The sequence below is a fragment of the Aeromicrobium piscarium genome (assembly GCF_007421815.1).
GTDB lineage: Bacteria > Actinomycetota > Actinomycetes > Propionibacteriales > Nocardioidaceae > Aeromicrobium > Aeromicrobium piscarium.
Genome location: NZ_VLNT01000014.1, coordinates 42,551 through 65,932, shown reverse-complemented (window position 1 = coordinate 65,932; position 23,382 = coordinate 42,551). Strand labels below are relative to the sequence as shown.

The following is a 23,382-nucleotide window of genomic DNA, read 5'->3' as shown; positions in this document are numbered from 1 at the left end:
TACCGCGGCCTGGGAAAGGTTGATGACCTACCGCCACCGGTACGGCGGCTCTGTCTCGCCGGAATTGGCTGACGTGCCGCTGTCCGATAGACTCACCGGGTTGCCCACCGAGGGCGACGCCTCTCCTGTGACGGAAAGCCCGTCACCGCTCAGACCGAAGGAGAACCGCAGTGTCACTGCGTAAGTACGAAGTCATGGTCATCCTCGACTCTGACCTGGACGAGCGCACCGTCGCTCCCAGCCTCGACACCTACCTCAACCTGGTCCGTCAGGACGGCGGTTCGGTGGACAATGTCGACATCTGGGGACGTCGCCGCCTCGCTTACGAGATCAACAAGAAGTCCGAGGGCATCTACGCCGTCATCGACCTGACCGCCGAGCCGGCCACGGTCAAGGAGCTCGATCGCCAGCTCACGCTGAACGAGTCGATCGTGCGCCTCAAGGTGACGCGTCCCGACGCGAAGTAAGCATCCGGACCGCCGGGGTGTGGACGAACGGTTTCGATCGTCGGCGCCCTGCGGTTCACTTGGAGTCAGACACCACTTCCTGCGAAAGGTCCGTGCCCCATGGCTGGCGAAACCGTCATCACCGTCATCGGCAATCTCACCGACGATCCCGAACTGAAGTTCACCCCGTCGGGTGCCGCCGTCGCCAACTTCACGGTGGCCTCGACGCCTCGTACCTTCGACCGTCAGACCAATGAGTGGCGTGACGGCGATGCGCTCTTCATCCGTTGTGCCGCGTGGCGGCAGATGGCTGAGAACGTCGCCGGCTCGCTGCAGAAGGGTCAGCGGGTCATCGTCCAGGGCGCGTTGCGGGTCCGCAACTACGAGCGTCAGGACGGCTCGCGCGGCACGAGCGTCGAGATGAACGTCGACGAGGTCGGCCCGTCGCTGCGGTTCGCCACGGCGCAGGTCCAGCGCACACAGCGCTCGGACAATGCCGGCGGCTTCGGCGGTGGCGGCGGTGGCGGCCAGCAGGGCGGCGGTTTCGGTGGAGGCGCGCCTCAGGGCGGCGGCCAGCCGAATCCGTGGGCCTCGCAGCCGCCGCAGCAGGGTGGAGCTGACGCCTGGGGCGGTGGCGCAGCCACCGACGAGCCCCCGTTCTAGTCAGATCAGTTAGTTTTTCAGGAGCATCATGGCCAAGCCAGTTGTCCGGAAGCCGAAGAAGAAGAGCAACCCGCTCGCGGTCGCCGGAGTCACCACCATCGATTACAAGGACACCGCGCTGCTGCGCAAGTTCATCTCGGACCGCGGCAAGATCCGCGCGCGCCGGGTGACCGGTGTCTCCGTCCAGGAGCAGCGTCAGATCGCCAAGGCCATCAAGAACGCCCGTGAGATGGCTCTGCTGCCCTACACGTCCAGCGGTCGCTGAGGAAGGGCAGACAGATGAAGCTCATCCTCACGCATGAGGTCAGCAACCTCGGCAACCCCGGCGATATCGTCGAGGTCAAGGGCGGTTACGCGCGCAACTACCTGCTGCCGCGCAACTACGCCATCGTCTGGAGCAAGGGCGCGGCCAAGCAGGTCGAGTCCATCCAGAAGGCCCGCGACGCTCGCGCGATCCACGATCTCGAGACGGCGCAGAGCATCAAGGCCTCGCTCGAGGCCAAGCCGGTCTCGGTGCAGGTCAACGCCGGCGACGGTGGCCGCCTGTTCGGTGCCGTGACGGTGTCGGACATCGCCGAGGCCATCGAGGCCGGCGGCGCGTCGGTCGACAAGCGTCGCATCGATGTCGGCAACCCCATCAAGTCGCTCGGCTCGCATCAGGTGTCGGTGCGCGTCCACCCCGAGGTGGTCGCGACCGTCAACCTGAACGTCGTCGCCGCCAAGTGACCCTCGACGCCGCCACGATCCCTCCTCGTGAGGGACGTGGCGGCGTTCGTTTTCCCGGAGTCCTGTGATGCGTCGTCTTCTCCCCGCCCTCGCCGCCGTGGTCCTGGTCCTCGGTGCCTGCAGCGAGTCCACACCCGAACCTCCGCCGCGTCCGAATGCCGCGCAGTTCAGCGATGTGCGCCCGGCGCCGGCCGATCGCCTGAACGACGGCGGCACCCTGCGCATCGGGGCCGACGGCTGGCCCACGGACTTCAATCCCTGGAGCGCTGAGGGCGCTTCCTCCTCTGCGGCAGCCCAGATCCTCGCGCCGACCCTCGGCTCGCCGGTGCGTCCGACGGCCGACGGCGACTGGGAGGTCGACCGCGACTACGCCGAGAGTCTCGATGTCGTGGGCACTGATCCGCTCACCGTCGAGGTCACCCTCCATGCCGATGCCGTGTGGCAGGACGGCACACCGGTCAGCGGCGACGACCTGGCGGCGTTCGTCGAGCTGGCCCAGCAGAGCGATTCCCCGGTATCGGCCCATCCCGCCTACCAACTCGTCGAGAGCGTCGAGGTCGTCGACGCGCCGTCCACCTATCGGGTGGTGTTCTCCCGTTCGACGTCGGACTGGCCGGCGGCAGTCTTCGCCCCGGTGCCGGCGTCGTTGAGCCAGGACCGCGAGCGCTGGAACGAGGGCTTCACCGACGAGGCGATCCCGTCGGTCGGCCCGTTCGTGGTCGACACGATCGACGAGGAGGCCGGCGCGGTCGAACTCGTGCGCAATCCTCAATGGTGGGGCGACCCTCCGCGCCTGGAGCGCATCGTCTGGCGGGCAGCCGAATCGAAGGTGCTCGGTGAGGCCTATGCCGCCGACGACCTCGACGCGCTGACCCTCGATGCCGACAGTGTCGACCCGGCCTCGGCCGCCCTCGTCGATCTGCGCTACGGGGTCAGTCCGGAATGGACGCAACTGACGTTGGGCGGTGGGAGCGGTCCGCTGGCCGATACCGCTGTGCGCCAGGCCGTCGTGGCGGCGATCGATCGCAGTGCCCTCGTCTCGGCGGCCGCTCGCGAGGAGGCCGATGGCGTCACCGAGGTCATGGATTCGGTGGTGTTGCTGCCGCGGCAGCGCGGCTACCTCGCCGAGGACTGGAGTCCCGATCGCGATACCGCAGAGCAGCTGCTCGACGATGCCGGCTGGGTCCCGGACGACACCGGTGTCCGAGCCAAGGACGGTGCGGCTCTGGAACTGCGTTTCCCCGTCCCGGAGGGTGATGCCATCGCCCGTCAGCGCGCGGACGAGGTGGCCGACCAGCTCGCCGAGGTGGGCATCGAGGTCAAGGTCGAGGAGGTCGAGGCCGAGAGCTTCGCCGACGAGGTCATCGTCGCGCTGGACTTCGACCTGGTCGGATTCTCCTGGACTGCTTCTCCGTTCCCGAGCGAGGCGGTGGCCGCACGTTTCGCACCGGTCGACTCCAATCAGAATTTCACCGGCGTGGTGAGTGACGGACTCGCCGAGGCCGTCGAGAGGTTGCAGACGGCGATCGACGGTGAGGAGTGGATGCAGGCGGTCGACGCCGTCGACGCGGCCGCGCAGGCACAGGCCTCGATGCTCCCCCTCGCTCCCGTGCCGGTCACCATGGCGGTCGAGCCGCGAGTCCGCAACTACGGCCCCAGCACCTTCGCGCCGATCGACTGGACGATCGTCGGCTTCGAGGGCGGCGAGTAGGCCGGTGGCGCGCACGCGGCGTGAGGCCGTCGGTTGGTCGACCGTCCTGCGCGAGCTCGAGGTGCTCCGGGTCGATGACATCACGCCGGGCATGCGCCGGGTGACGCTCACCGGCGAGCGGCTCGACGGTTTCGCGGTAGAGGGCGGTACGCTGCCGGCCTTCCGCAGCGAGGGATTCGACGATCACGTCAAGCTGCTGGTCCCGGTCGAGGGGCAGGAGCGTCCCCCGCTGCCGGTCCAGGGTCCGGACCGGTTGGAGTGGGGAGGCGCCGGCGGCCGTCCGGTCGCCAAGGACTACACCCCACGCCGCTACGACCCCGGCACGCGCGAGCTCGATATCGACTTCGTCCGGCACGGTCATGGATTTGCGGCGGGCTGGGCCGAGCGGGTCGAGCCCGGAGAGCCGGCGTGGATCGTGGGGCCGACACGATCGTTGTTGTTGCCCGAGGGCCAGGACTGGATGCTGATCGCGGGTGACGAGACGGCGCTGCCGGCCATCGGCAGGCTGCTGGACGAGTGGCGACCGGGCGACCGGGCCCAGGTGGTGGTCGAGCTGACCGATGACGCCCATCGCCAGGAGCTGGTGGTCCCCGACGGTGTGGAGCTGACCTGGGTGGTCGGCGCCGATGCCTGGATCGAGGCCGTGCGTTCCCTCCCGTGGTGGGACGGTGTCGCCTTCTGCTGGGTGGCGGGGGAGACGCGCACTATCCGCCAGGTCCGCGACTACCTCAAGAACGAGCGCGCCGTCGCCCGCGACTGCCTCGACGTCACCGGCTACTGGCGCCGCTGACCGCCCTTCCCCCAGATTAGGGCGGTGACCTACACACCCCTCGATCGTCGGAGCGGTGGGTTACGCACGTCTCACGGACCTTGAGGGGTGTGTAACCCACCGCCCAACGGGACTGGAGCCAAGGTTGGTCTGGTCAGCGGGCGCCGAGCACCATCCAGGAGTCTCCGCGCTGGCGCCACCAGAGCGTGGCGAGCCGGGCGGCGATGAAGACGCCGTAGGCGACCCACAGCCACATGAACGAGGCGTCCAGCCAGCCGACGGCGAGGGCCGCGGGCGCATACAGGGCAAGCACCAGCACTCCCGCCCAGGCGAGGTAGACACCGTCGCCAGCGCCGATGAGCACGCCGTCGAGCACGAAGACGACCCCGGAGAGCGGTTGGATCGCCGCGACCACGAGCAGCGCGGGGACGGCCGTGGACTGCACGAGCGAGTCGGAGGTGAAGCCGCGCACCAGGAGCGGCGAGGCCGCTGCGATCGCGAGACCGAACACCACCCCGGCCCCCAGCCCCCAGACGATCATCCGCTGGGTCATCGCGCGGGTCCCGGTGGCATCGGATGCGCCGAGGGTGCGGCCGGTGAGGGTCTGCCCGGCGATCGCGAGGGCGTCGAGGGCGAAGGCCAGGAAGGACACGACCGTCGTGGCGATCTGGTGGGCGGCGAGCGGCGCGTCGCCCAGCCTGGCGGCCACTAGGGTCGCGATGATCAGCGAGGTCCGCAGGGTGAGGGTGCGCACGAGCAGCGGCACTCCGTCCGTAGCGGCGGTGAGCACCTCGCCGAGATCGGGACGGACGGATGCTCGGGCGGCGCGGGCGCGACGGACGACGACCAGGCACAGCCAGATCGCGGCGAACCACTGGGCGATCACCAAGCCGAGCGCGGCGCCGCGCAGCCCCCACCCGAATCCGTGGACGAGCACCAGCGTGATGACGACGTTGACCAGGTTCGCCGCGATCATCGCCCTCAGGGGAGTGCGCAGATCGAGCAGTCCGCGTAGCGCGCCCGTGGCGGCGAGCACCAACAGCAGCGCCGGGACGGAGACGGCGCCCACGACGAGATAGTCGTAGGCCAGATCGGCGACCTGAGGTGAGCTGGCGAGGGACCGTCCGAGGGGTCGGGCGAAGACGGCCAGACCGGCGCCGAGGACCACGCCGAGGCCGAGCGCGAGCCAGACACCGCCCAGTGCGCTCTGCAGCGCGCGTCGATCGTCCCCCGCTCCCTGGTGGCGCGCGACGGTGGCCGTGCTCCCGTAGGCGAGGAAGATGCACAGGCCGGCGACGGTCATCAGCACGGTGGACGCCGCGGCCAGCCCGGCGAGCTCGGCGCGGCCGACGTGACCGATGATCGCCGTATCGGCCATCAGCATCAGGGGTTCGCTGATGAGGGCGGCGAAGGCCGGGATGGAGATCGCGAGGATGCGCCGGTCGATGTCCTTCATCGGGCTGGGGAGAACATGGGGAAAACGGGCATCGTAGAGCAGTCTACGCGGCTTCGGCGGCCACCCGACAGCGGTCTGTCCACGCGGCGAGGCTCGTGCGGAAGTTTCTTTTCTCCACACGTTGTGTCGAGTGTTATCGCAGGTCAAAGAAGGTTTCCGTCGCGTGGGAGATGGTCTGTCCACAGAGTCTTCCACGGTCTGTGCACAAGCTCGTCGGCGTTTCCCACCGGTTCTCCCCAGACATGCACAGGGCCTGTGGATAACGCACTGGAAGCGGACGCCCCTACGGGTCTACTGTGACGCGTCGGAGCGTTGCCCGAAAGTGTCGGCGTGGACCCGTACGGTGGCAGTCCAGACCCCATGAGGAGGAGAATCAGCGGTGAGTGTCGCGGACCTGTACGAGGAGCCCCAGCCCCCTGAGGGAGCGGGCAGCGTACCCCCGCAGGACATGGCCGCCGAGCAGAGCGTTCTGGGCGCGATGCTGATGAGCAAGAATGCGATCGACCCGGCCGCCGACCTTCTCGAGGCGCGCGACTTCTACCGCCCCGCGCATGAGCTGATCTTCGAGACGATCATCGACCTCGCCAACCGCGGGGAGCCGGCCGATGCCATCACGGTCGCGGCGGAGTTGCAGCGGCGGGGCGAGATCGCTCGGGTCGGCGGGGCCACGTACCTGCACGATCTCGTCGCCGGCGTGCCGATCGCCGCCAATGTCGACTACTACGCCGAGATCGTCCACGAGAAGGCGGTCCTGCGCCGGCTCGTGGAGGTCGGCCAGCGTATCGCGCAGCTCGGGCAGAGCGGCCAGGGCGAGGTCAGCGAGATCGTCGACCGCGCGCAGGCCGAGGTGCTCGACGTCGACGGGGCGAGCAAGGGCGAGGACTACAACCTGCTCTCGGCGCTGATGACCGACACGATCGACGAGATCGAGCAGATCCAGAACCGCGACGGTGATCTCGGCGGCGTGCTGAGCGGGTTCCCCGATCTGGACAAGCTCACCACCGGGTTTCGCCCTGGTCAGATGATCGTCGTCGCCGCCCGTCCCGGTGTCGGCAAGTCCACGCTCGGTCTCGACTTCATCCGGCAGGCCGCGATCCGCGACAACATCCCCTGTGCGATGTTCTCCTTGGAGATGACGGGTGCCGAGATCGCGATGCGTCTGCTCTCGGCGGAGGCCAAAGTCGCCATCCACCACATGCGTGGTGGCGGCATGTCCAATCGCGACTGGGATGCGATCGGCCGTGCGCTGCTGACCGTCCAGTCCGCGCCGATCGTCATCGACGACTCGCCGAATATGACGATGCCCGATATCCGCTCCAAGGCGCGGCGCATCAAGAAGCAGCACGGTCTCGGCTTCATCGTCCTGGACTATCTGCAGCTGATGACCTCCGGCAAGCGGGTCGAGAACCGTCAGGTCGAGGTCTCGGAGTTCAGCCGGCAGATCAAGCTGCTGGCCAAGGAGCTCGAGGTGCCGGTGGTGGCGATCAGCCAGCTGAACCGTGGCTCGGAGCAGCGCACCGACAAGACGCCGCAGCTATCGGACCTGCGTGAGTCCGGCTCGATCGAGCAGGATGCCGATATCGTCATGCTGCTCAACCGGCCCGATGCGACCGGCGCGGGGGAGTCGGAGCGGCCCGGCGAGGCCGACATCATCGTGGCCAAGAACCGTTCCGGTCCGGTCAACAAGGTCGCGGTCTCCTTCCAGGGCCACTACTCGCGCTTCACGCCGATGGCCCGCGAGCCCGAGCCGCCCACCGGTGGCGCCGCCGCCGGCGACTTCTTCTGAGCGCGTTGCTCCTCGTCCGAGGACCCTCACCCGATGGCAGTCCTCGGCCCGGCCAGGAGGTATCGGTCTGCGCTGATCAAGCAGACCGCACGGTGACGTCTCGCCGGTGAGGAGGCGTCCGTTCTGCGTTGCGGGAGGTGGGACAGCGTCCGTTCCGTCATGTGGATGGACGCTGTTGCACCGCCGCGGGCTGGGGCAGGCGTCAGCCCACGATGAGCCCGCGGAAGAAGATCTCCTCACCGGCCGCACGCAACACGATCGCGGCGGCGGCTCCCATCGAGGTCAGATAGGCGACCGAGACTCCCGGCTCCTCGATCACCTCGGCTGGAACCAGCACGATGGCGAGCCAGCCGGCCAGCACCAGAGGGAGCAGCAGAAGCAGCGCCAGTCCGTAACCCGAGGGGGCGCCCCACCGGGCTCCGAGGCGATCCATGGCCGTCCCGACGGTGCGGTTCGGCCCGCTTCGCCGTCCAAACGTCACACTCAACGGGTAGGAGGGCCATTCGTCCTGTGGCGAAGGCCCGAGCCTGCGAGGATGACGGCATGAGCTGGCAGGACAAAGCGCGACAGGCGTGGTCCGACTTCATCGGACCCGAGGCGACCCCGACCAATGAGCGGATCACGGCGGGAGCCGCTGCCGCCGGAGCCGCGATCGCCCCGATCATCGTGCGCCGCCGCGGCGGCACCGCCCCCGACACGGTCATCGCCTCGGCGCTCGCCGCCGATCTCTGGGGAGGGGCGTACGTTAACAACACTCGTGCCTGCGTCCGGCGTTACCACGGCGAGGGCACCGAGGACGCCGATCGGCTGCGGTTCGTCGCCCTCCATGCCCACCCGGCGCTCATCGCGTGGCTCGATCGCCACCACGAGGGCCGCATCCGCGGCGTGGCGAAGGCCGCGGCCCGCTACGGCTACCTGCTGGCGGCGACTCAGGTGATCGCCTCACGCCCTCGGTATCGCCGCTCGCTCGGCTACGGCCTCACCGCCGGCGGCGTCATCCTCGACCGCGTGCTGGGCGGCTCTAAGGCCGCCCCGTGGTTCGCGTCGACCTACTACCCCAAGCTGCTCCTCGGGCACGCCGGCGCGTCGCTCTGGAGCGACGTCGACCTCGCAGGCTGATCGCCTCACCCCGACACGGCGCGACGCAGCGGTCCGGCGAGCCATCGCTCGGCCTCGTCGGTCGAGCGCAGCCGGACGATCGCGAGATGCGGATGAGTCGCCGCCAGAGCGGGGATCCGCTCACGGTAGGTGTTGCGGGTGCTGACCGACCACCGCACGATGTGCTCCCGGTCGGTGAAGAAGGTGTGCAACGGCGGCTCGATATTGCCATTCCAGAGCTCTTCGCGGCGCAGTCGTCGGCGGAGCGTGCGCCGCACCACTCGCGGCAGCACGACCCTGGTGAACGGCAGGTCGAGCCAGATCATCAGCTCGGCGCGGTCCGCGAGCAGGCCGCGGACCGGCGAGTACTGCCACTCGGTGACCCACGCGTCCTCGGCAACGACGGCCTCGACATCGCTCAGGAACTCCTCGCGCGGCGTCCACGACGGTCCGTGGAACAGGGCGTCGATCTCGGTGTGCGGAGCGCTGGTCACCTGTTCGATGCGCTCGGCCAGCGTCGTCTTCCCCGAGCCGGACACACCCGCCACGAGGACACGCCGTGGCCGCACGGGCAGTGGGTCGTCGTAACAGAGCATCGAACGATCCTAGTCGCACATGGTTTGTGTGCCGTTACTCCGGGCGAGTGAGGACGTCGAGAAACTCATGATTCACGAATAGCCGTTCGCGGCCGACCTTGACATCGTGCAGGAGCCCGGCCTCCACCAGTGCGTGCAGCCATATCGAGGCCGTCTGTCGCGAAACCTCGCAACGGTCGGTGACCGTGGCGATGCGGCAGTAGGGCTGTTCGAACAGCACAGCGAGGAATTGCGCATCCCGGCCCCCTTGGGTGGCTGCCCGCGCACGTTCTGCGATGTCCTCCTGGCAGGTGCGTATCGAGTCGATCTTCCGGATGGTGGATGCTGCGGATTCGAGCACGATCTCGAGCATGTAGTGGATCCACTCGATCCACGCGCCTTCGGCTGTCACTGCGCGGAGCAGGCGGTAGTAGTCGTTTTTGCGCGCGATGATCGAACGAGAGAGATAGAGGATCGGATCGTCCAGCAGGCCCGATTCCATCAGCATCAGGATGTTGATGACGCGTCCCGTACGTCCGTTTCCGTCGTGGAAAGGGTGGATCGCCTCGAATTGGTAGTGCGCCACAGCCATGCGCACGAGAGGGTCGAGATCATCGTCGGCGTGGACGAAGCGTTCCCAATCGGCGAGTTTCTCCCGGATGACCGAGGCGCCCTCGGGCGGTGCGTAGACGATCTCGCGGGTGTTCGGATTGGCTATCCGCGTCCCTGGGACAGCTCGCACATCCATATCCCGGCCGTGGAGGCGTGAGCAGATCGTGGTTGCTGTGCGCGTCGAGAGGGGGCGCTGCCGGAGGGTATCTATTCCAGCGAATAGTGCGCTTCGGTAGCGAAGTGCCTCTTTCGTCGCGTGGTCGCCACCGCCGGAATCGACGTGCTTGAAGAGTTCGTCCGCCGTGGTGACGATGTTCTCGATCTCAGAGCTCGCTTGTGCTTCGAGGAGAGGGACAGCGTGGAGTAGCACGTTCGGATTGGGAAGTAGGCGACCTGCCTGAGCAAGCGCTGCCAAGGCAGAACGAGCCTCGATCGCGAGTTTGAGAACGGACTTCGGCTCCAGATCGATCCCCGCTGGGGGGAGGGGAGGAAGAGCGTTGAAGGGAACCTCAGGACTCCACCCCACGTGTTAACTCCTCCGCCATATCCGCTCGACGTGTTAAGAATATCGAGAAATCTTAACACGTTGAGCGGATGCGTTAGATGAGTTGACGTGTCGGATCAGCGCCGGTCGCGTCGTTCCTCCGGGGCCGAGTCCGGGAGTGGAACATCGACATCGAGGGGTACCCCTTCGTCCGGCTTCGGCCGGGTCAGATTCATGACGACGGCCAGGATCGCCGCCGGGACGATGCCGGTCTCGAGCAACACCTTGATGTTCTCCGGCATCAGCGCCATCGAGTCGGGCACAGCCGCGAAGCCCTGGCCCACGCCGATCGACACGGCGATGACGAGCATGTCGTGGCGGTCGAGCGGGTTCTCGGCGATCAGCTTGATGCCCGCGCCGAGCATCATGCCGAACATGACCACCGCCGCGCCGCCGATCACCGAGGACGGCATCAGCGCGATGAGGGTCGCCAGCTTCGGGAAGAGCCCGAGGAAGACCAGGAACGCCGCGCCGATCGACACCACGTGACGGCTCATGACGCCGGTGAAGGCGACCAGTCCCACGTTCTGGCCGAAGGTGGTGTTCGGCAGCGCGCTGAACAGCGACGCGAAGGCGGTGGAGACGCCGTCGGCGATGACGCCGCCGGACATCTCCTTCTTGGTGACCTCGCGGCCGGCCCCGCTCTTGGTGACCGCGGACAGGTCGCCGATGGTCTCCACCGAGGTCGCGATCGCCATCGCTCCCATGGCGATCAGTGCGGCCACCGGGAAGTCCAGACCGAATTCCAGCGGGGTGGGGATCGCGAACCACTTGGCCTCGTTGATCTCGGCGAAGTCGACCTTGCCCATCGGGATGGCGACGAGATAGCCGATGACCAGGCTGATGAGCACGGCCGAGGCCCCGATGAGCCCGTTGCCGAAGCGGTAGAGCACGAGCATGATGACCAGCACCAACGAGGCCAGGCCGAGGTTGGCGAAGGAGCCGAAGTCCGGTGAGCCGTTGCCACCGGCGAACAGCGCCATGCCGGTCGGCAGCAGGCCGATGCCGATCACCAGCACGACGATGCCGCTGACGAGTGGCGGGAAGAGCACCTGCAGCCACCTGAGACTGAAGCCGAGGGCGACCTGCACCACGCCGGCGAAGATGGCTCCGCCGAAGACCGCGGCGATCCCGTAGTCCTGGGCGAGGGGGATCGAGACGGCCAGGAAGCCGAAGCTGGTGCCCTGCACGATCGGAAGCCGCGAGCCGACCGGGCCGAAGCCGACCGTCTGCAGGAAGGTGGTGAGGCCGGCCACCAGGAGGGCGACCTGGACGAGGAACGCGGTCTCTCCGGTGGTCGCGCCGATCGCGGTGGCCAGCACGATCGGCAGGGTGACATTGCTGGCCATCATGACCAGGACGTGCTGGATGCCGAGCAGGGTCGCCTCCCCCCACGGAGGCATCTCGTCGATGTCGTAGCGCGCGTGGATGGAGTTGTTGGTACTCACGGGGCCCTTTCGGATCGAGGGGTATCCCCTCGATCCTTCCGTTTGTGACATCGGTCTCACTACCCCAGATCTGCACAGTTCGCCGATCGCCTGACTGTGACACGTCGACAACCCCGGGCGGGCATCTGTTTATCTCGACTGTGATAAACAGGCGTCATGGGTCATCTCGATGTCTCCGCCTGCTCGCTGACTCTCCCGGACGGTCGGGTGTTGCTCGATGACGTGTCCTTCCGGGTCGCGGAGGGCTCCAAGGTCGCCCTGATCGGCGCCAACGGCGCGGGCAAGACCTCGTTGCTGCGGATCATCGGCGGCACCCTGAGCGCCTCGTCCGGCGCCGTGCAGGTGGCCGGTGGTCTCGGCATCATGTGGCAGTTCATCGACGAGTCCGCCGAGACGATCGCCGACGCGCTGCTCTCGGTGGCACCGCGCTCCGCGCGCGAGGCCGCGGAACGACTCGCCGCAGCCGAACGGCGGATGATCGAGGTCGCAACCGAGTCGGCCCAGCTCTCCTACGCGTCGGCGCTCGCGGCATGGGGCGACGCTGGTGGCTACGAGGCCGAGGTGCTGTGGGACACCTGCACGGTCGCGGCGCTGGGCGAGCCCTTCGAGGCGTGCCGCGAGCGCGATGTGCGCACACTGTCCGGCGGCGAGCAGAAGCGTCTCGTGCTGGAGGCCCTCCTCCGCGGGTCCCACGAGGTGCTGCTGCTCGACGAACCCGACAACTATCTGGACGTGGCGGGCAAGCGCTGGCTGGAGGAGCAGTTGCGGGCCACCGCCAAGAGCGTGCTGTTCGTCAGCCATGATCGTGAGCTCCTGGCGCGTACCGCCGACAGCATCGTCACCCTCGAGCTGGGAGCCGCCGGCAACACCACGTGGACCCATCCGGGTGGCTTCGCGACCTACCACGAGGCGCGCGAACGACGCTTCGAGAGACTCGACGAGCTGCGGCGGCGGTGGGATGACGAGCACGCGAAGCTCCAGGCCCTGGTCCAGATGTACAAGCAGAAGGCCGCGTACAACTCCGACATGACCTCGCGCTACCGCGCCGCGCAGACCCGCCTCGCCCGCTTCGAGCAGGCCGGCCCGCCACAGGAGCGGCCGCGGGAACAGCGCATCGACATGCGACTGCGGGGCGGCCGGACCGGCAAGCGCGCGATCATCTGCGACCACCTCGAGCTCGTCGGCTTGACCGACCCCTTCGGCCTGGAGGTCTGGTACGGCGACCGGCTCGCGGTCCTCGGCCCCAACGGCACCGGCAAGTCCCACCTGCTGCGGCTGCTCGCGGCGGGCGGGAGCCACCCCGACGTCCAGCACCGTCCGGTCGGCGATCTGCCGATCGAGCCGGTCGAGCACACCGGAACGGCTCGACTCGGAGCACGGGTACGGCCCGGATGGTTCGCTCAGACGCAGGGCCGACCGGACCTGCACCGCCGGACCTTGGTCGAGATCCTCCACCGAGGAGACCAGCACCGCGACGGCATGGACCGCGAGACCGCGTCGCGGGCACTCGATCGCTACGAGCTCGCGACCTCGGCCGAACAGGACTTCGGCTCGCTCTCGGGCGGGCAGAAGGCCCGCTTCCAGATCCTGCTGCTGGAGCTCGGCGGCGCCACGCTGCTCCTGCTCGACGAGCCGACCGATAACCTCGATCTGCTGTCCGCGGAGGCCCTGCAGCAGGCCCTCCGCGCCTTCGACGGCACCGTGCTCGCGGTGACCCACGATCGCTGGTTCGCTCGCGAGTTCGATCGCTACCTGGTGATCGACGATGCGGGCGCGGTCCGCGAGACCGCCGAGCCGGTCTGGGCGGCGTGAGCATGGACGGTGTCGAGCGTTGCTCCGAGACCCTGGATCCCTCCCGCCGGGTGGGCGGTGGGTTAGGCACCTCTCCGGTGCTCCGACAGGTGCCTGACCCACCGCTGCCCGCGAGCCGGGAGGCGTGAGCGATGCCGGCCCGGATCGACGCCTCACAGCGGCGCGCGGACGTGGTCGCCGCCGCCTCGCGACTCGTCGCCCGTGACGGCGCGGCGGCACTGTCACTGCGGAGAGTGGCCGACGAGGCGGAGCTCAATGTCGGCTCGGTGCGGCACTACTTCGACGGCAGCGACGATCTGCTGACGGCCACGGCCGAGGACGTCGGCCGGCGGATGGGCGAGCGATTGGCCACGCACCGGCTGGACGACCTCGGCGCCGAGTGGCCGGAGCGGCTCGCCGTCTTCGTCGAGGAGGTTCTGCCGGTGGACGTCGAGCGACGGGAGGAGGCCGCTGTGCTCGTGGAGTTCGTCGTCGCCTCGCGCACTCGGCCGATCCTCGCGGCGGCGACCGCCCGGATGGGACGCGATCTGCGCGAGGCGCTGTGCACGGCGCTCGCCTCGGCGGGGATCGGTGCGGCCGAGCAGGAGGCGGATCGTCTCGCGACCCTCATCGGCGGCCTGACCATGGATGCGATCACCCCGCACGGCGAGCTCGGCCCGGCCGAGCTGCGCGCGACGCTCCGCCGCCACCTGGAGAGCCTGGCGCGCCACGAGTGATGGAACCGCCTCGCCACCGGGCGGTAGCCTGCCAACGTTATCCGCGCGCGATGAGGTTGATGACGTACCGCCGTAGTCGCTCCCTCAGTAGGTGGCTCGGCCGCCGCTGATGTCGTAGACGGCCCCGGTCGAGAAGCTGCACCGCTCGGTGGCCAGCCAGGCGACGAGCTCGGCGACCTCCTCGGCCCGCCCGAGGCGGCGCATCGGGATCAGGCCGGTGATGTGCGCGAGGACGTCGGGTGCCGTGGTGGCGTTCATCGGCGTCTCGATCACCGCCGGCGTGACGACGTTGACCAGCACGCCGCTCGTCGCGAGCTCCTTGCCGAGCGACTTGGTCAGGGCGATCACCGCCGCCTTGGAGGCGGAGTAGGCCGAGAGATTCGGGTTGCCGTCCTTCCCGGCCATGCTGGCGAAGTTGACGATCCTTCCCCAACCGCGCTCGCGCATGCCCGGCACAACGGCGCGGCACATGAGGAACGTCCCGAGGGCATTGACGGCGAAGGTCCGTTCCCAGGCCGTCGGGTCGACCTCCCACAGCGGCGCGTTGGGGCCCACGATGCCCGCGCTGTTGATCAGCACGTCGACCGGGCCCACCTCCCCGGCCAGCCGGTCGACCGATGCCGCATCGGTGACGTCGACGTGATGGTCGGCGCCCTCGGCGATGTCCGCGGTGACGACCCGGTACCCCTCGTCCGCGAGCCGGGCGGCGCTGGCCTCTCCCAGGCCGCTGACGCCTCCGGTGACGAGCGCGATGCGCGACTCGGTCATATGAGCTCCTCCTAGCGTTCCATTTAACAAAATCCTAGTCTATTATTTGGAATATGTCCGCAGACCTCCCAGCGCCCGACGCGACCGAGTCCCAGCGCCTCGTCGGCGCGGACCGTGTCCTCGCCGCGCTGGTGCGTCTCGGCGACCATCCCGACGGGGTCGGCCTGGACGACCTCGCTCGCGAGCTCGGCTCGGCCAAGCCGACCGTGCACCGCGCGCTCGCCTCGCTGAAGCGCGCCGGACTCGCCGCCCAGGCTCCCGACGGCCGCTACGCCCTCGGCGACGGTCTCCTCCGGCTCGCCTTCTCCTTTCACGACGCCCGCCCCGAGACCGCGGGCGTGCGCGACCGGCTCGCCTCGCTCACTCGCGAGTTCGGCGAGACGGCCCACTATGCCGTGCTGGACGGACGCGAGGTGGTCTACCGCGAGAAGGTCGTGCCCACGACCGGGGGCATCCAGCTCACCTCGACGATCGGCGGCCGCAACCCCGCGCATGCCACGGCGCTCGGCAAGATCCTCCTGGCCGACACCTTCGACGACGACGGCGTCAGGGCCTGGGCCGCGGAGCAGTCCCTGACCACCCGCACACCCCACACGATCACCGACCCCGGCCGGCTCGTCGAGGAGGTGGCCGCGGCCCGCGAACGCGGCTGGGCCGCCGAGGACGAGGAGAGCGAGCTGGGCGTGTGCTGCCTCGCCGTCCCGTACGACGACGCCCGGCCCATCGCCCACGCACGGGCGATCAGCGTCAGCTCGGTCGCCAGCCGTACCCCGCTTCGCGCCCTCACCGAGCGCGTCGACACCATCGTGGCCGCGTCGCGGCCCCTCAACGACCCCTTGGAGGCACCATGCGTGTGATGCGACTCGGACAACCCGGTGAGGAGCGGCCCGTCGTCCGCGTCGACGACGGGATCGTCGAGGTCGGCGATGTCGTCGGCGATATCGACGCCGCGTTCTTCGCCGGCGGCGGCGTGGAGCGGTTGCGGGACGTCGTGGCCGAACGCGTGGCCGCCGGCGCCGTCCGGCCGCTGGGCGACGAGCGCATCGGCGCCCCCATCGCCCGTCCCCACCAGATCCTGTGCGTGGGGCTCAACTACAGCGACCACGCCGCCGAGACCGGCCAGGCCGTGCCCGACGAGCCGATCCTGTTCTCCAAGTCACCCAATACCCTCGTCGGCCCCGATGACGACGTGCTCATCCCGCCCGGCTCGCAGAAGACGGACTGGGAGGTCGAGCTCGGCATCGTCATCGGTCGTCAGGTCACCTATCTGGCCGACGAGCGGGCCGCGACGGAGGCGATCGCCGGCTACGTCCTCAGCAACGACGTGAGCGAGCGCGCCTATCAGCTTGAACGCGGCGGTCAGTGGCTCAAGGGCAAGTCGGCGCCGACCTTCAACCCCTGTGGCCCCTGGCTGGCCACCCCTGACGAGTTCGACGATGTCGAGGATCTCGGCCTGTGGCTGGACGTCAACGGTGAGCGCCGCCAGGACGGATCGACGGCGACCATGATCTTCGGCCCGGCCACGATCGTGCACTACATCAGCCAGTTCATGACGTTGGAGCCCGGCGATCTGATCAACACCGGTACGCCGCCGGGTGTCGGCATGGGCCTGGATCCGCAGGTGTACCTGCGGCCGGGAGACGTCATGGAGCTCGGCGGCGAGGGACTCGGCCGGCAGCGCCAGCGCGTGGCGGCGACACAGGTATGAGCCAGCGCAGCGTCGTCGTCACGGGTGCCGCCCGCGGGATCGGCCGGGCGATCGCGCGGCGCCTGCACCACGACGGATGGATCGTCGTCGGCCTGGAGCGCGAGCCGGACGACGCGATGCGCGATGTCTGCGCCGATGTGGTGACCGGCGACAGCGCCGATGTCGACGCCCACCGGGCAGCGGCCGCCGTGGCGATGGCGCTGGCACCACTCGGCGGCTGGGTCAACAACGCCGGCATCACCCGGCTGACGCCGTTGCACGATCTCGACGACGAACTCGTGCGATCGGTCGTCGAGGTCAACGGGCTGGGTTATATCTGGGGCTGTTCGGCCGCGGTCGGCGCCTTCCTCGACCAGGGCACGCCCGGTGCGATCGTCAACGTCGGCTCCATCCACGGTCGCGCCAGTCACGTCGATCACGCCGCCTACGAGTTCACCAAGGGCGGTGTCGATGCGCTGACCCGCAGCATCGCGGTCAGCTACGGTGCGCGGGGGATTCGTGCCAATGCCGTCGCGCCGGGGGCGGTGCGCACACCGCATCTCGAGGCGAGCCTCGCCGCCCAGCCCGACCCGGCGGCGGCCGAACGCGGGCTCGCGGGAGGTTCGCCGGCGGGCCGGCTCGCTGAGCCCGAGGAGGTGGCGGCGGTGGTCGCCTTCCTGCTGTCCGACGACGGCTCGTTCGTCAGCGGCGAGTCGGTCGCTGTCGACGGCGGCTGGTCCGCGCGCTTCTCCACCCACGCCGACTGAATCCCTCGGCCCGTGGCGGTAGGTGGTCAACCTTTCGCCGATAGTGGCGGTAGTTCATCAACGTCATCAGGCCCGGTTGGGGTTGATGACGTACCGCCACGAGGTCAGCCGAGGGACTTGCCGGGGTTGAGGATCCCAGCGGGATCCAGGGCCCGCTTGATCGCTCGTTGCACGTCGAGGTGCAACGGTCCGACCTGCTCGGCCATCGCGTCGCGCTTGGCCTGCCCGACTCCGTGCTCGCCGGTGACCGTGCCGCCGAGCCGCAGTCCGAGCTTCGCCACGTCGTGGGTCGCGAGCTGAGCCCGGCGCTCCGCATCGGCATCGTCGGGCGCGAAGATCACCGTGGGGTGCATGTTGCCGTCGCCGATATGGCCGAAGCACGCCACCGTCACCCCGTGGCGTTCGCCGATCCGCTGGCAGCCGGCCACCAGCTCGGGTACGGCGGACAGCGGCACGCACACGTCCTCCAGCATCCAGCGACCTCGCGCCTCGAGGGCGTCCACGGCCGTCCGGCGGGCCATCGTCAGCATCTCGGCCTCGGCCGCGTCGTGCGTCGTCATCACGAATGCCGCCCCGGCCTCCTCGCACGCCTGGGCGCAGCGGGCGATGGCCTCGGCATCGCCGTCATCGGTCTGGACGAGCAGCAAGGCGGCGGCGTCGGTGTCCAGGCCGCTCGGGCGGAAGGCCTCGACGGCCCGCAGGGTCGGCGCGTCCATCAGCTCGCACATGCTGGGACGGCCCGCGGCGAGCACTCGTGCGACGGCACGACCGGCCGCCGTCAGGTCGTCGAAGGTCGCCACGAGAGTGCCCAGAGCGAGTGGCGCCGGATGGAGCCGGACGGTCACCTCGGTGACGACTCCCAGCAGCCCCTCGCTGCCGACGAACAGGCCGACGAGGTCGAGGCCCGCGACGTTCTTGACGGTGCGCCCGCCGGCCCGCAGGGTCCGTCCGTCGGCGAGCACGACCTCGAGGCCGAGCACCGCGTCGCGCGTGACGCCGTACTTCAGGCAGCACAGGCCACCGGCATTCGTCGCCACATTGCCGCCGATCGTGCAGAACTCGGCCGATCCGGGATCGGGTGCGTAGCGCAGGCCCTCGGCGGCGGCGAGGCGCTTCAGATCCGCCGTCACGACACCGGGCTGCACGACCGCGTAGTGGTCGTCCCGGTCCATCGTGAGGACCCGATCCATCGCCTCGAGCGACAGCACCACACTGCCGGCCAGCGCGTTGGCCGCTCCGGTCAGGCCCGATCCGGCTCCGCGGGGCACCACGGCGATGCCGTGCTCGGATGCCCACCGCAGCACGGTCGCGACCTGCTCGGTCTCCGCCGGCCGGACGACGGCACCGGGCGGGTGCGCCGGCGCCCACAGCTCTCGGTCGCGGGTATAGGAGCCCAGCACGTCGGGGTCGGTGACGACGCTGCCGGGCGGCAGTCGCGAGGTGAGCTCGGCGAGAGCGGCGGCCGGGACAGCGGCCGATCGGTCGGTCATCGTGTCGCGGTGCTCGGGACGTCCATGCCCCGATTCTCCTCGTTCGCCGCCGAGGTCTCCAGCCTGGGAATCGACTCGCGGCCGGTCGCCCGCGCGAGCTGGTCGAAGAGCACGTCCACCTCGGCGCGGGTCTCCGGGTCGAGAGTGAAGCCCTCCGGTCCGCGCGTCGTCGTAGAGCTGAAGACGCCCTGGCGGACCAGTAGATGCTTCTCGACCGCGACGAAGGCGTCGAGCCCCGACTGCAGGGCGACGAGTCCCGCCAACGGCCCGTTCACGGCGTAGACGGTGTCGAAGTCGCCCGCCTCGAGAGCCCGCCACAGCGCCGCGATGGCCCAGATGGTCTCGGTGCCGGGCATGGTGCCGATCGCACCCCGACGGTAGCTGTCGACCAGTGCGGCACCCGCCGTGCCCTCGAAGATCCGGGCCTGGCCGTCCGTCGCATCGCGCAGCGCGCTCACCCGCGGACCGAGCGGCGCCGCCTCGGGCTTGAAGTAGACCCGCTCGCCATAGGTCCGACACAGCTGTGCCTGGAGGTCGATCGACAGCGGCTGACCGACGTATCCGCTGGCGTCCTGGACGATGACGCCGAGTCGGGTCGACTCGATGAGGGTCGCGTAGTAGTCGTAGAGCTGCTGCTCGCCCAGGCTGACCGACAGCGGGGGGATCGCCATGACGGCGCGAGCGCCCGCGCGCTCGGCGTGCCGGGCGAGCCGGCGCGCCGTGTGGATGCTCTCCGCCCCGCAGCTCGCCACGACCGGCACCCCAAGCCGGTCCCCGTGCTCACAGACGATCTCGGTGAGCTGCTCCTGCTCGTCCGTTGCCAGGCGCAGCACCTCCGAGACCATGCCGATGGTGAGGCCGTGGGCGCCCATGCCGATGGCCCAATCGATCTCGCGGCGGAGCTCGCCGGCGTCGATGGACCCGTCCGGCCGGAACGGTGTCTGCAGGACGGGCAGCACACCGGCGAGTGCGGGAGTGGTGGTCGGCATGGGGCCTCCAGTCAGGATCGGCCGACGACGGGCGGAACGACCCGTCGTCGGTCTGGGGTGGGTGCGGCGAGCACGTCGAAGTCGGCGCCTTCGGGAGCCTGGAGGACGCGTTCGCGATAGAGCGCGGGCCAGCCGCGACGATGAGGCGAGGGGCGCGGCGACCACGCCTGTCGTCGGTGTTCGAGCACGGTGCCGTCGACGAGCAGGTCGATGCGGCCGGCGGGGACGTCGAGGGCGATGAGGTCGCCGTCCTCGACGAGGGCGAGCGGGCCGCCGACCTCGGACTCCGGGGCGACATGCAGCACGACGGTGCCGAAGCTCGTGCCGCTCATCCGGCCATCGCTGATCCGCACCATGTCGGTCACTCCGGCGCGGGCGAGCGGCTCGGGCACCGGCACCATGCCCCATTCGGGCATGCCGGGCGCACCGACGGGGCCGCAGCCCCGCATCACGAGCACCGCATCGGGGCCGATCGCGGACGCCTCGTCGTCCATCCGCTCGCGCATGTCCTCATAGGACGAGAACACCCGCGCCGGGCCGGTGTGGCGCAGCAGCTCGCGGGATGCCGCGGCGACCTTGATGACCGCGCCGTCCGGTGCCAGCGAACCGCGCACGACCGCCATCGTCGGTGCCGGGGCGAGCTCCCGCGAACGCGGGCGGATGACCTCGCCGGGGGCTGGTGCCTCGGCGACGACGTCCGCCACCGTTCGGCCGTCCGCGGCGGGCGCGGTCGGGTCGGCCAGTTCGCCGAGCGCCTTCAGTAGCGTGCCCAGGCCACCGGCCGCCACGAAGTCCTGCATCAGCCTCGCCCCGCACGGCTCGACATCGGCGAGCAGGGGAATGTCGGCGAAGATCCGGGCCGCGTGGTCCAGGCTCGCGTCGAGTCCGAGCCGGCCGGCGATCGCGGCCAGGTGGATGATGGCGTTGGTCGATCCGCCGACCGCGGCGAGCACGCGCAGGGCGTTGTCCAGGCCCGCCTGCGTGATGACCCGCTGTGGACGGATGTCCTCGCGCACCATCTCGACCACCCGGCGGCCGGTGCGTGTCGCCAGCTCCGCGAGTTCCGTGGACCAGGCGGGCAGCCCGGCGGCACCCGGGAGCGTCATCGCGAGCGCCTCGGTGAGCAGCGCCATCGTGGAGGCGGTGCCCATGGTGTTGCAGGCTCCGGTGGTCGTGCCCAGGCAGTGCTCGAGCTCGGCCCATCCGTCGTCGCCGAGCCGGCCGGTGCGCCGTTCGTCCAGCATCCGCCACAGGTCGGTTCCGCTGCCCAGCCGGCGTCCGCGCATCATCGCCGGCGTCCGCGGACCGCCGAGCAGCAGGAGGGCGGGCAGGTCGGCGCTCGCGGCGGCCATGAGGGCGGCGGGGACCGTCTTGTCGCAGTTGGCCAGCAGCACCAGACCGTCGAGAGGGTAGGCCCGCGCGGTCTCCTCCAGCTCCATCGCGGCGAGATTGCGGTAGAGCATGGCGGACGGCTTCATGAGGTCCTCGCCCAGGGACATGACCGGGAACACCACGGCTGTGCCGCCGGCGTCTTCGATCGCGCTCCGGAGGGGATCGATGAGGTCGCGCAGCCCCAGGTTGCAGGGGTTCAGGTCGCTGGCGGTGTCCGCGATGCCGATCACGGGTCGTCCGTCGGGTGTCGCACCGGCCGATCGCAGCGCGGCCCGGTGCAGCAGCGCCGCCTCGTCGGTCCCGTCGAGCCAGGCGCTCGAGCGCAGCTTCCCGGTCATGCGTCCTCCGACCCGGCGGCCGTCTCGACGATGTGCTCGTCGGCTGCCTCGATGAGCCGTTCCAGGCAGCCGGCGGCGAGGACGCTCTGCCAGACCTGATAGCGATCGCGCTCGTAGGCCTCGCGGGTGGGCAGGTAGACGTGCCCCGGGCCGTTGGTCAGATTGGCCACCACCACGGGGCGGTCGACGTGGCGACGGCGCAGCTCGGTCTGCAGCGCGGAGTAGGCCTCGCCGGGATGCGCGACGAGGACGGCGGGGCCGAGGTGCCAGACCCAGACCGGATGCCGTGCCCGGTCCCCGTCCACGTACCCGCGGCGGAGTCTGGCGGCGCGCCGGGCGCGCTCCTGCGCGACGTGCTCGGGAAGGTCGGCGTCCTGCTCGGCCACGCGGCCGGCCAGCGGCATCGAGACCTCGATCCGCTCGCAGCGCAGCCCCCCGATCCCGTCGGCGGGGTGGTGCTCCCATACGCCGACGGGGGCGCCGGACTCCACGACGCGTGTGAGTTCCAGCCCGGTGCCGGGCGGCGGCATGAGGGTGAGGGCGGCGCTCGCGGCGTGGCCCAGAGCGTGTCCGTTGCGGTCGGCGTCCTCCGGGTCCCCGGTGAAGCCGTACCGGGGGCCGAGGTCCCCGGAGGCGCCCTGGACGAAGAGGCACGGCGCCCCGGTCTCGGCCTCGACGATCTCGCGCGCCCCGGCGACCAGATCGGGTGAGAGCAGGGTGTTGTCCCAGGCGAGCGTAGTGGGATGACAGGCGTAGTTGAGTAGCGTGCCGAGCACTCGGTCGTTCTCGTCGGTGATCCGCCCCACGAGCAGGGTGTCGTCCGCGGGTGTCCCGGGGTTGAAGGCCACGACCGTGCCGTCGCCGCAGGGCAGGTCGCGGTTGACTGCCAGGTCGCAGCGGCCGTAGGCCCAGGTCACGAGCCCGGGCACACGGGCCCGCGCTGCCTCCTCGCACGCGTCGACGATGTGCTCGGCGAGCGCCGCGATGTAGTCGGGGATCAGCTCGCCGCCGGGCAGGTCGGTCTCGTCGGTGCGCACCGAGGGACCCGCGTGCGTGTGGATCAGGTGGATGAGCAGGCGTTCCTCGCCGGCTCCGAGCCGGTCCAGCACGATATCGCGCAGGGCGCGCTCGTCCTCCGCGCTGGCCCACCAGCCGAGGTCGAGGCTGACGAGATAGGCGGGCCGATCGCCGTCGCCGAGCGCGAGGGCGGTCGCGGTGAGCGGCGCGTGCACGCCGGTGGAGACGTCGGAGAGCGCCGCACCCCAATTACGTGCCCGGATGCCGACCGGCGGGGTGATGTCGCGCCGGGCGATGCCCAGGGCGACGGCCGTCGCGGGGGGATCCCAACGACGGACGGCAGCATGTCGCGCTGTGACAGCCACGCTAGTTCCTGTTCGTTATGACCGAAAGCTGTACGGCAATACCGTGTCACGAAATCCGGTCGGGGGTCAACCGGCTGTCCGCGAGCGTGGCGTTCTCGTCTCTCCTCCCGCGGTGGCGGTGCGTCGTCAACCCCAATCGGGGAGCGATGGGGTTGACGAGATACCGCTGCCACGCGGGAAAGGTTGATGGCCTACCGCCACCTGGGG

At 69.8% G+C, this 23,382-nt stretch carries 23 protein-coding genes; 13 read left to right on the top strand and 10 right to left on the bottom strand.

The genetic code is table 11. From position 1 onward, the window contains the following. Positions 1–176 precede the first annotated feature (176 nt). The 6 genes from rpsF (at position 177) to FNM00_RS14635 (ending at position 4,336) form a co-directional block, all read left to right on the top strand. The gene (rpsF, locus tag FNM00_RS14660) at positions 177–467 is read left to right on the top strand and encodes a 30S ribosomal protein S6 (RefSeq protein WP_170931233.1); all 291 of its coding nucleotides are present in this window, start codon (positions 177–179) and stop codon (positions 465–467) included. 99 nt (positions 468–566) lie between these two features. After that, positions 567–1,109, top strand: a complete 543-nt coding sequence (locus FNM00_RS14655) for a single-stranded DNA-binding protein (protein ID WP_143914297.1) — start codon at positions 567–569, stop codon at positions 1,107–1,109. Positions 1,110–1,137: 28 nt separating this feature from the next. Beyond that, positions 1,138–1,374 carry a 30S ribosomal protein S18 gene (gene rpsR / locus FNM00_RS14650; protein ID WP_143914296.1) on the top strand — a complete coding sequence of 79 codons (237 nt, stop codon included), beginning with the start codon at positions 1,138–1,140 and terminating at the stop codon, positions 1,372–1,374. A 14-nt stretch (positions 1,375–1,388) separates the two neighbouring features. Continuing rightward, a complete protein-coding gene (gene rplI, locus FNM00_RS14645; RefSeq protein ID WP_143914295.1) occupies positions 1,389–1,835 on the top strand; it encodes a 50S ribosomal protein L9 in 447 nt (148 codons plus the stop codon). 67 nt (positions 1,836–1,902) lie between these two features. Next, entirely contained in the window at positions 1,903–3,546 is a 1,644-nt protein-coding gene (locus FNM00_RS14640) for an ABC transporter substrate-binding protein (protein WP_143914294.1), read from the top strand. 4 nt (positions 3,547–3,550) lie between these two features. Then, positions 3,551–4,336 carry a siderophore-interacting protein gene (locus FNM00_RS14635; protein ID WP_143914293.1) on the top strand — a complete coding sequence of 262 codons (786 nt, stop codon included), beginning with the start codon at positions 3,551–3,553 and terminating at the stop codon, positions 4,334–4,336. Positions 4,337–4,469: 133 nt separating this feature from the next. Here the strand turns inward: FNM00_RS14635 and FNM00_RS14630 are convergent, their stop codons facing one another. Beyond that, the gene (locus FNM00_RS14630) at positions 4,470–5,771 is read right to left on the bottom strand and encodes an MATE family efflux transporter (protein ID WP_143914292.1); all 1,302 of its coding nucleotides are present in this window, start codon (positions 5,769–5,771) and stop codon (positions 4,470–4,472) included. 448 nt (positions 5,772–6,219) lie between these two features. On the opposite strand from FNM00_RS14630, the gene dnaB reads away from it, so the two are divergent. Then, on the top strand, positions 6,220–7,557 hold the full coding sequence (dnaB, locus tag FNM00_RS14625) for a replicative DNA helicase (RefSeq protein WP_143914305.1): 1,338 nt from the start codon (positions 6,220–6,222) through the stop codon (positions 7,555–7,557). Between the two features lie 202 nt (positions 7,558–7,759). Here the strand turns inward: dnaB and FNM00_RS14620 are convergent, their stop codons facing one another. After that, positions 7,760–7,990 (bottom strand): hypothetical protein, encoded by a 231-nt coding sequence (locus FNM00_RS14620; RefSeq protein ID WP_143914291.1) that lies wholly within the window; start codon positions 7,988–7,990, stop codon positions 7,760–7,762. A gap of 110 nt (positions 7,991–8,100) precedes the next feature. On the opposite strand from FNM00_RS14620, the gene FNM00_RS14615 reads away from it, so the two are divergent. Further along, positions 8,101–8,676 (top strand): hypothetical protein, encoded by a 576-nt coding sequence (locus FNM00_RS14615; RefSeq protein WP_143914290.1) that lies wholly within the window; start codon positions 8,101–8,103, stop codon positions 8,674–8,676. 5 nt (positions 8,677–8,681) lie between these two features. Here the strand turns inward: FNM00_RS14615 and FNM00_RS14610 are convergent, their stop codons facing one another. The 3 genes from FNM00_RS14610 to FNM00_RS14600 form a co-directional block, all read right to left on the bottom strand. Next, complete coding sequence (locus FNM00_RS14610) at positions 8,682–9,251, bottom strand: P-loop NTPase family protein (RefSeq protein ID WP_143914289.1); 570 nt, start codon at positions 9,249–9,251, stop codon at positions 8,682–8,684. Positions 9,252–9,285: 34 nt separating this feature from the next. Next, entirely contained in the window at positions 9,286–10,368 is a 1,083-nt protein-coding gene (locus FNM00_RS14605; protein WP_143914288.1) for a Fic family protein, read from the bottom strand. A 95-nt stretch (positions 10,369–10,463) separates the two neighbouring features. After that, positions 10,464–11,834: a uracil-xanthine permease family protein gene (locus tag FNM00_RS14600; protein WP_221933755.1), complete on the bottom strand. Its 1,371-nt coding sequence runs from the start codon at positions 11,832–11,834 to the stop codon at positions 10,464–10,466. A gap of 156 nt (positions 11,835–11,990) precedes the next feature. Here FNM00_RS14600 and FNM00_RS14595 point away from each other — a divergent pair, with 156 nt between their 5' ends. Then, positions 11,991–13,646, top strand: a complete 1,656-nt coding sequence (locus tag FNM00_RS14595; protein ID WP_143914286.1) for an ABC-F family ATP-binding cassette domain-containing protein — start codon at positions 11,991–11,993, stop codon at positions 13,644–13,646. A 131-nt stretch (positions 13,647–13,777) separates the two neighbouring features. After that, the gene (locus FNM00_RS14590) at positions 13,778–14,362 is read left to right on the top strand and encodes a TetR/AcrR family transcriptional regulator (RefSeq protein WP_143914285.1); all 585 of its coding nucleotides are present in this window, start codon (positions 13,778–13,780) and stop codon (positions 14,360–14,362) included. An 84-nt stretch (positions 14,363–14,446) separates the two neighbouring features. On the opposite strand, the gene FNM00_RS14585 is transcribed toward FNM00_RS14590, so the two are convergent. Then, positions 14,447–15,130 carry an SDR family NAD(P)-dependent oxidoreductase gene (locus tag FNM00_RS14585; protein WP_143914284.1) on the bottom strand — a complete coding sequence of 228 codons (684 nt, stop codon included), beginning with the start codon at positions 15,128–15,130 and terminating at the stop codon, positions 14,447–14,449. 53 nt (positions 15,131–15,183) lie between these two features. Here FNM00_RS14585 and FNM00_RS14580 point away from each other — a divergent pair, with 53 nt between their 5' ends. The 3 genes from FNM00_RS14580 to FNM00_RS14570 are packed head-to-tail and all read left to right on the top strand — an operon-like array spanning position 15,184 to position 17,584. Then, complete coding sequence (locus tag FNM00_RS14580) at positions 15,184–15,987, top strand: IclR family transcriptional regulator (protein ID WP_143914283.1); 804 nt, start codon at positions 15,184–15,186, stop codon at positions 15,985–15,987. Next, a complete protein-coding gene (locus tag FNM00_RS14575) occupies positions 15,978–16,838 on the top strand; it encodes a fumarylacetoacetate hydrolase family protein (RefSeq protein ID WP_143914282.1) in 861 nt (286 codons plus the stop codon). Before FNM00_RS14580 ends, FNM00_RS14575 begins: the two co-directional genes overlap by 10 nt. Beyond that, positions 16,835–17,584 carry an SDR family NAD(P)-dependent oxidoreductase gene (locus FNM00_RS14570; RefSeq protein WP_143914281.1) on the top strand — a complete coding sequence of 250 codons (750 nt, stop codon included), beginning with the start codon at positions 16,835–16,837 and terminating at the stop codon, positions 17,582–17,584. The genes FNM00_RS14575 and FNM00_RS14570 overlap by 4 nt, the downstream gene beginning before the upstream one ends. Positions 17,585–17,688: 104 nt before the next feature. On the opposite strand, the gene FNM00_RS14565 is transcribed toward FNM00_RS14570, so the two are convergent. The 4 genes from FNM00_RS14565 to FNM00_RS14550 are packed head-to-tail and all read right to left on the bottom strand — an operon-like array spanning position 17,689 to position 23,175. Then, the gene (locus FNM00_RS14565) at positions 17,689–19,074 is read right to left on the bottom strand and encodes an FAD-binding oxidoreductase (RefSeq protein WP_143914280.1); all 1,386 of its coding nucleotides are present in this window, start codon (positions 19,072–19,074) and stop codon (positions 17,689–17,691) included. Next, positions 19,071–20,063: a dihydrodipicolinate synthase family protein gene (locus FNM00_RS14560; protein WP_143914279.1), complete on the bottom strand. Its 993-nt coding sequence runs from the start codon at positions 20,061–20,063 to the stop codon at positions 19,071–19,073. The genes FNM00_RS14565 and FNM00_RS14560 overlap by 4 nt, the downstream gene beginning before the upstream one ends. An 11-nt stretch (positions 20,064–20,074) precedes the next feature. Next, positions 20,075–21,793 (bottom strand): dihydroxy-acid dehydratase, encoded by a 1,719-nt coding sequence (locus tag FNM00_RS14555; protein ID WP_143914278.1) that lies wholly within the window; start codon positions 21,791–21,793, stop codon positions 20,075–20,077. Further along, positions 21,790–23,175, bottom strand: coding sequence for a hypothetical protein (locus tag FNM00_RS14550; RefSeq protein WP_221933754.1), 1,386 nt, complete (start codon positions 23,173–23,175; stop codon positions 21,790–21,792). The genes FNM00_RS14555 and FNM00_RS14550 overlap by 4 nt, the downstream gene beginning before the upstream one ends. Between the last annotated feature and the right edge of the window lie 207 nt (positions 23,176–23,382).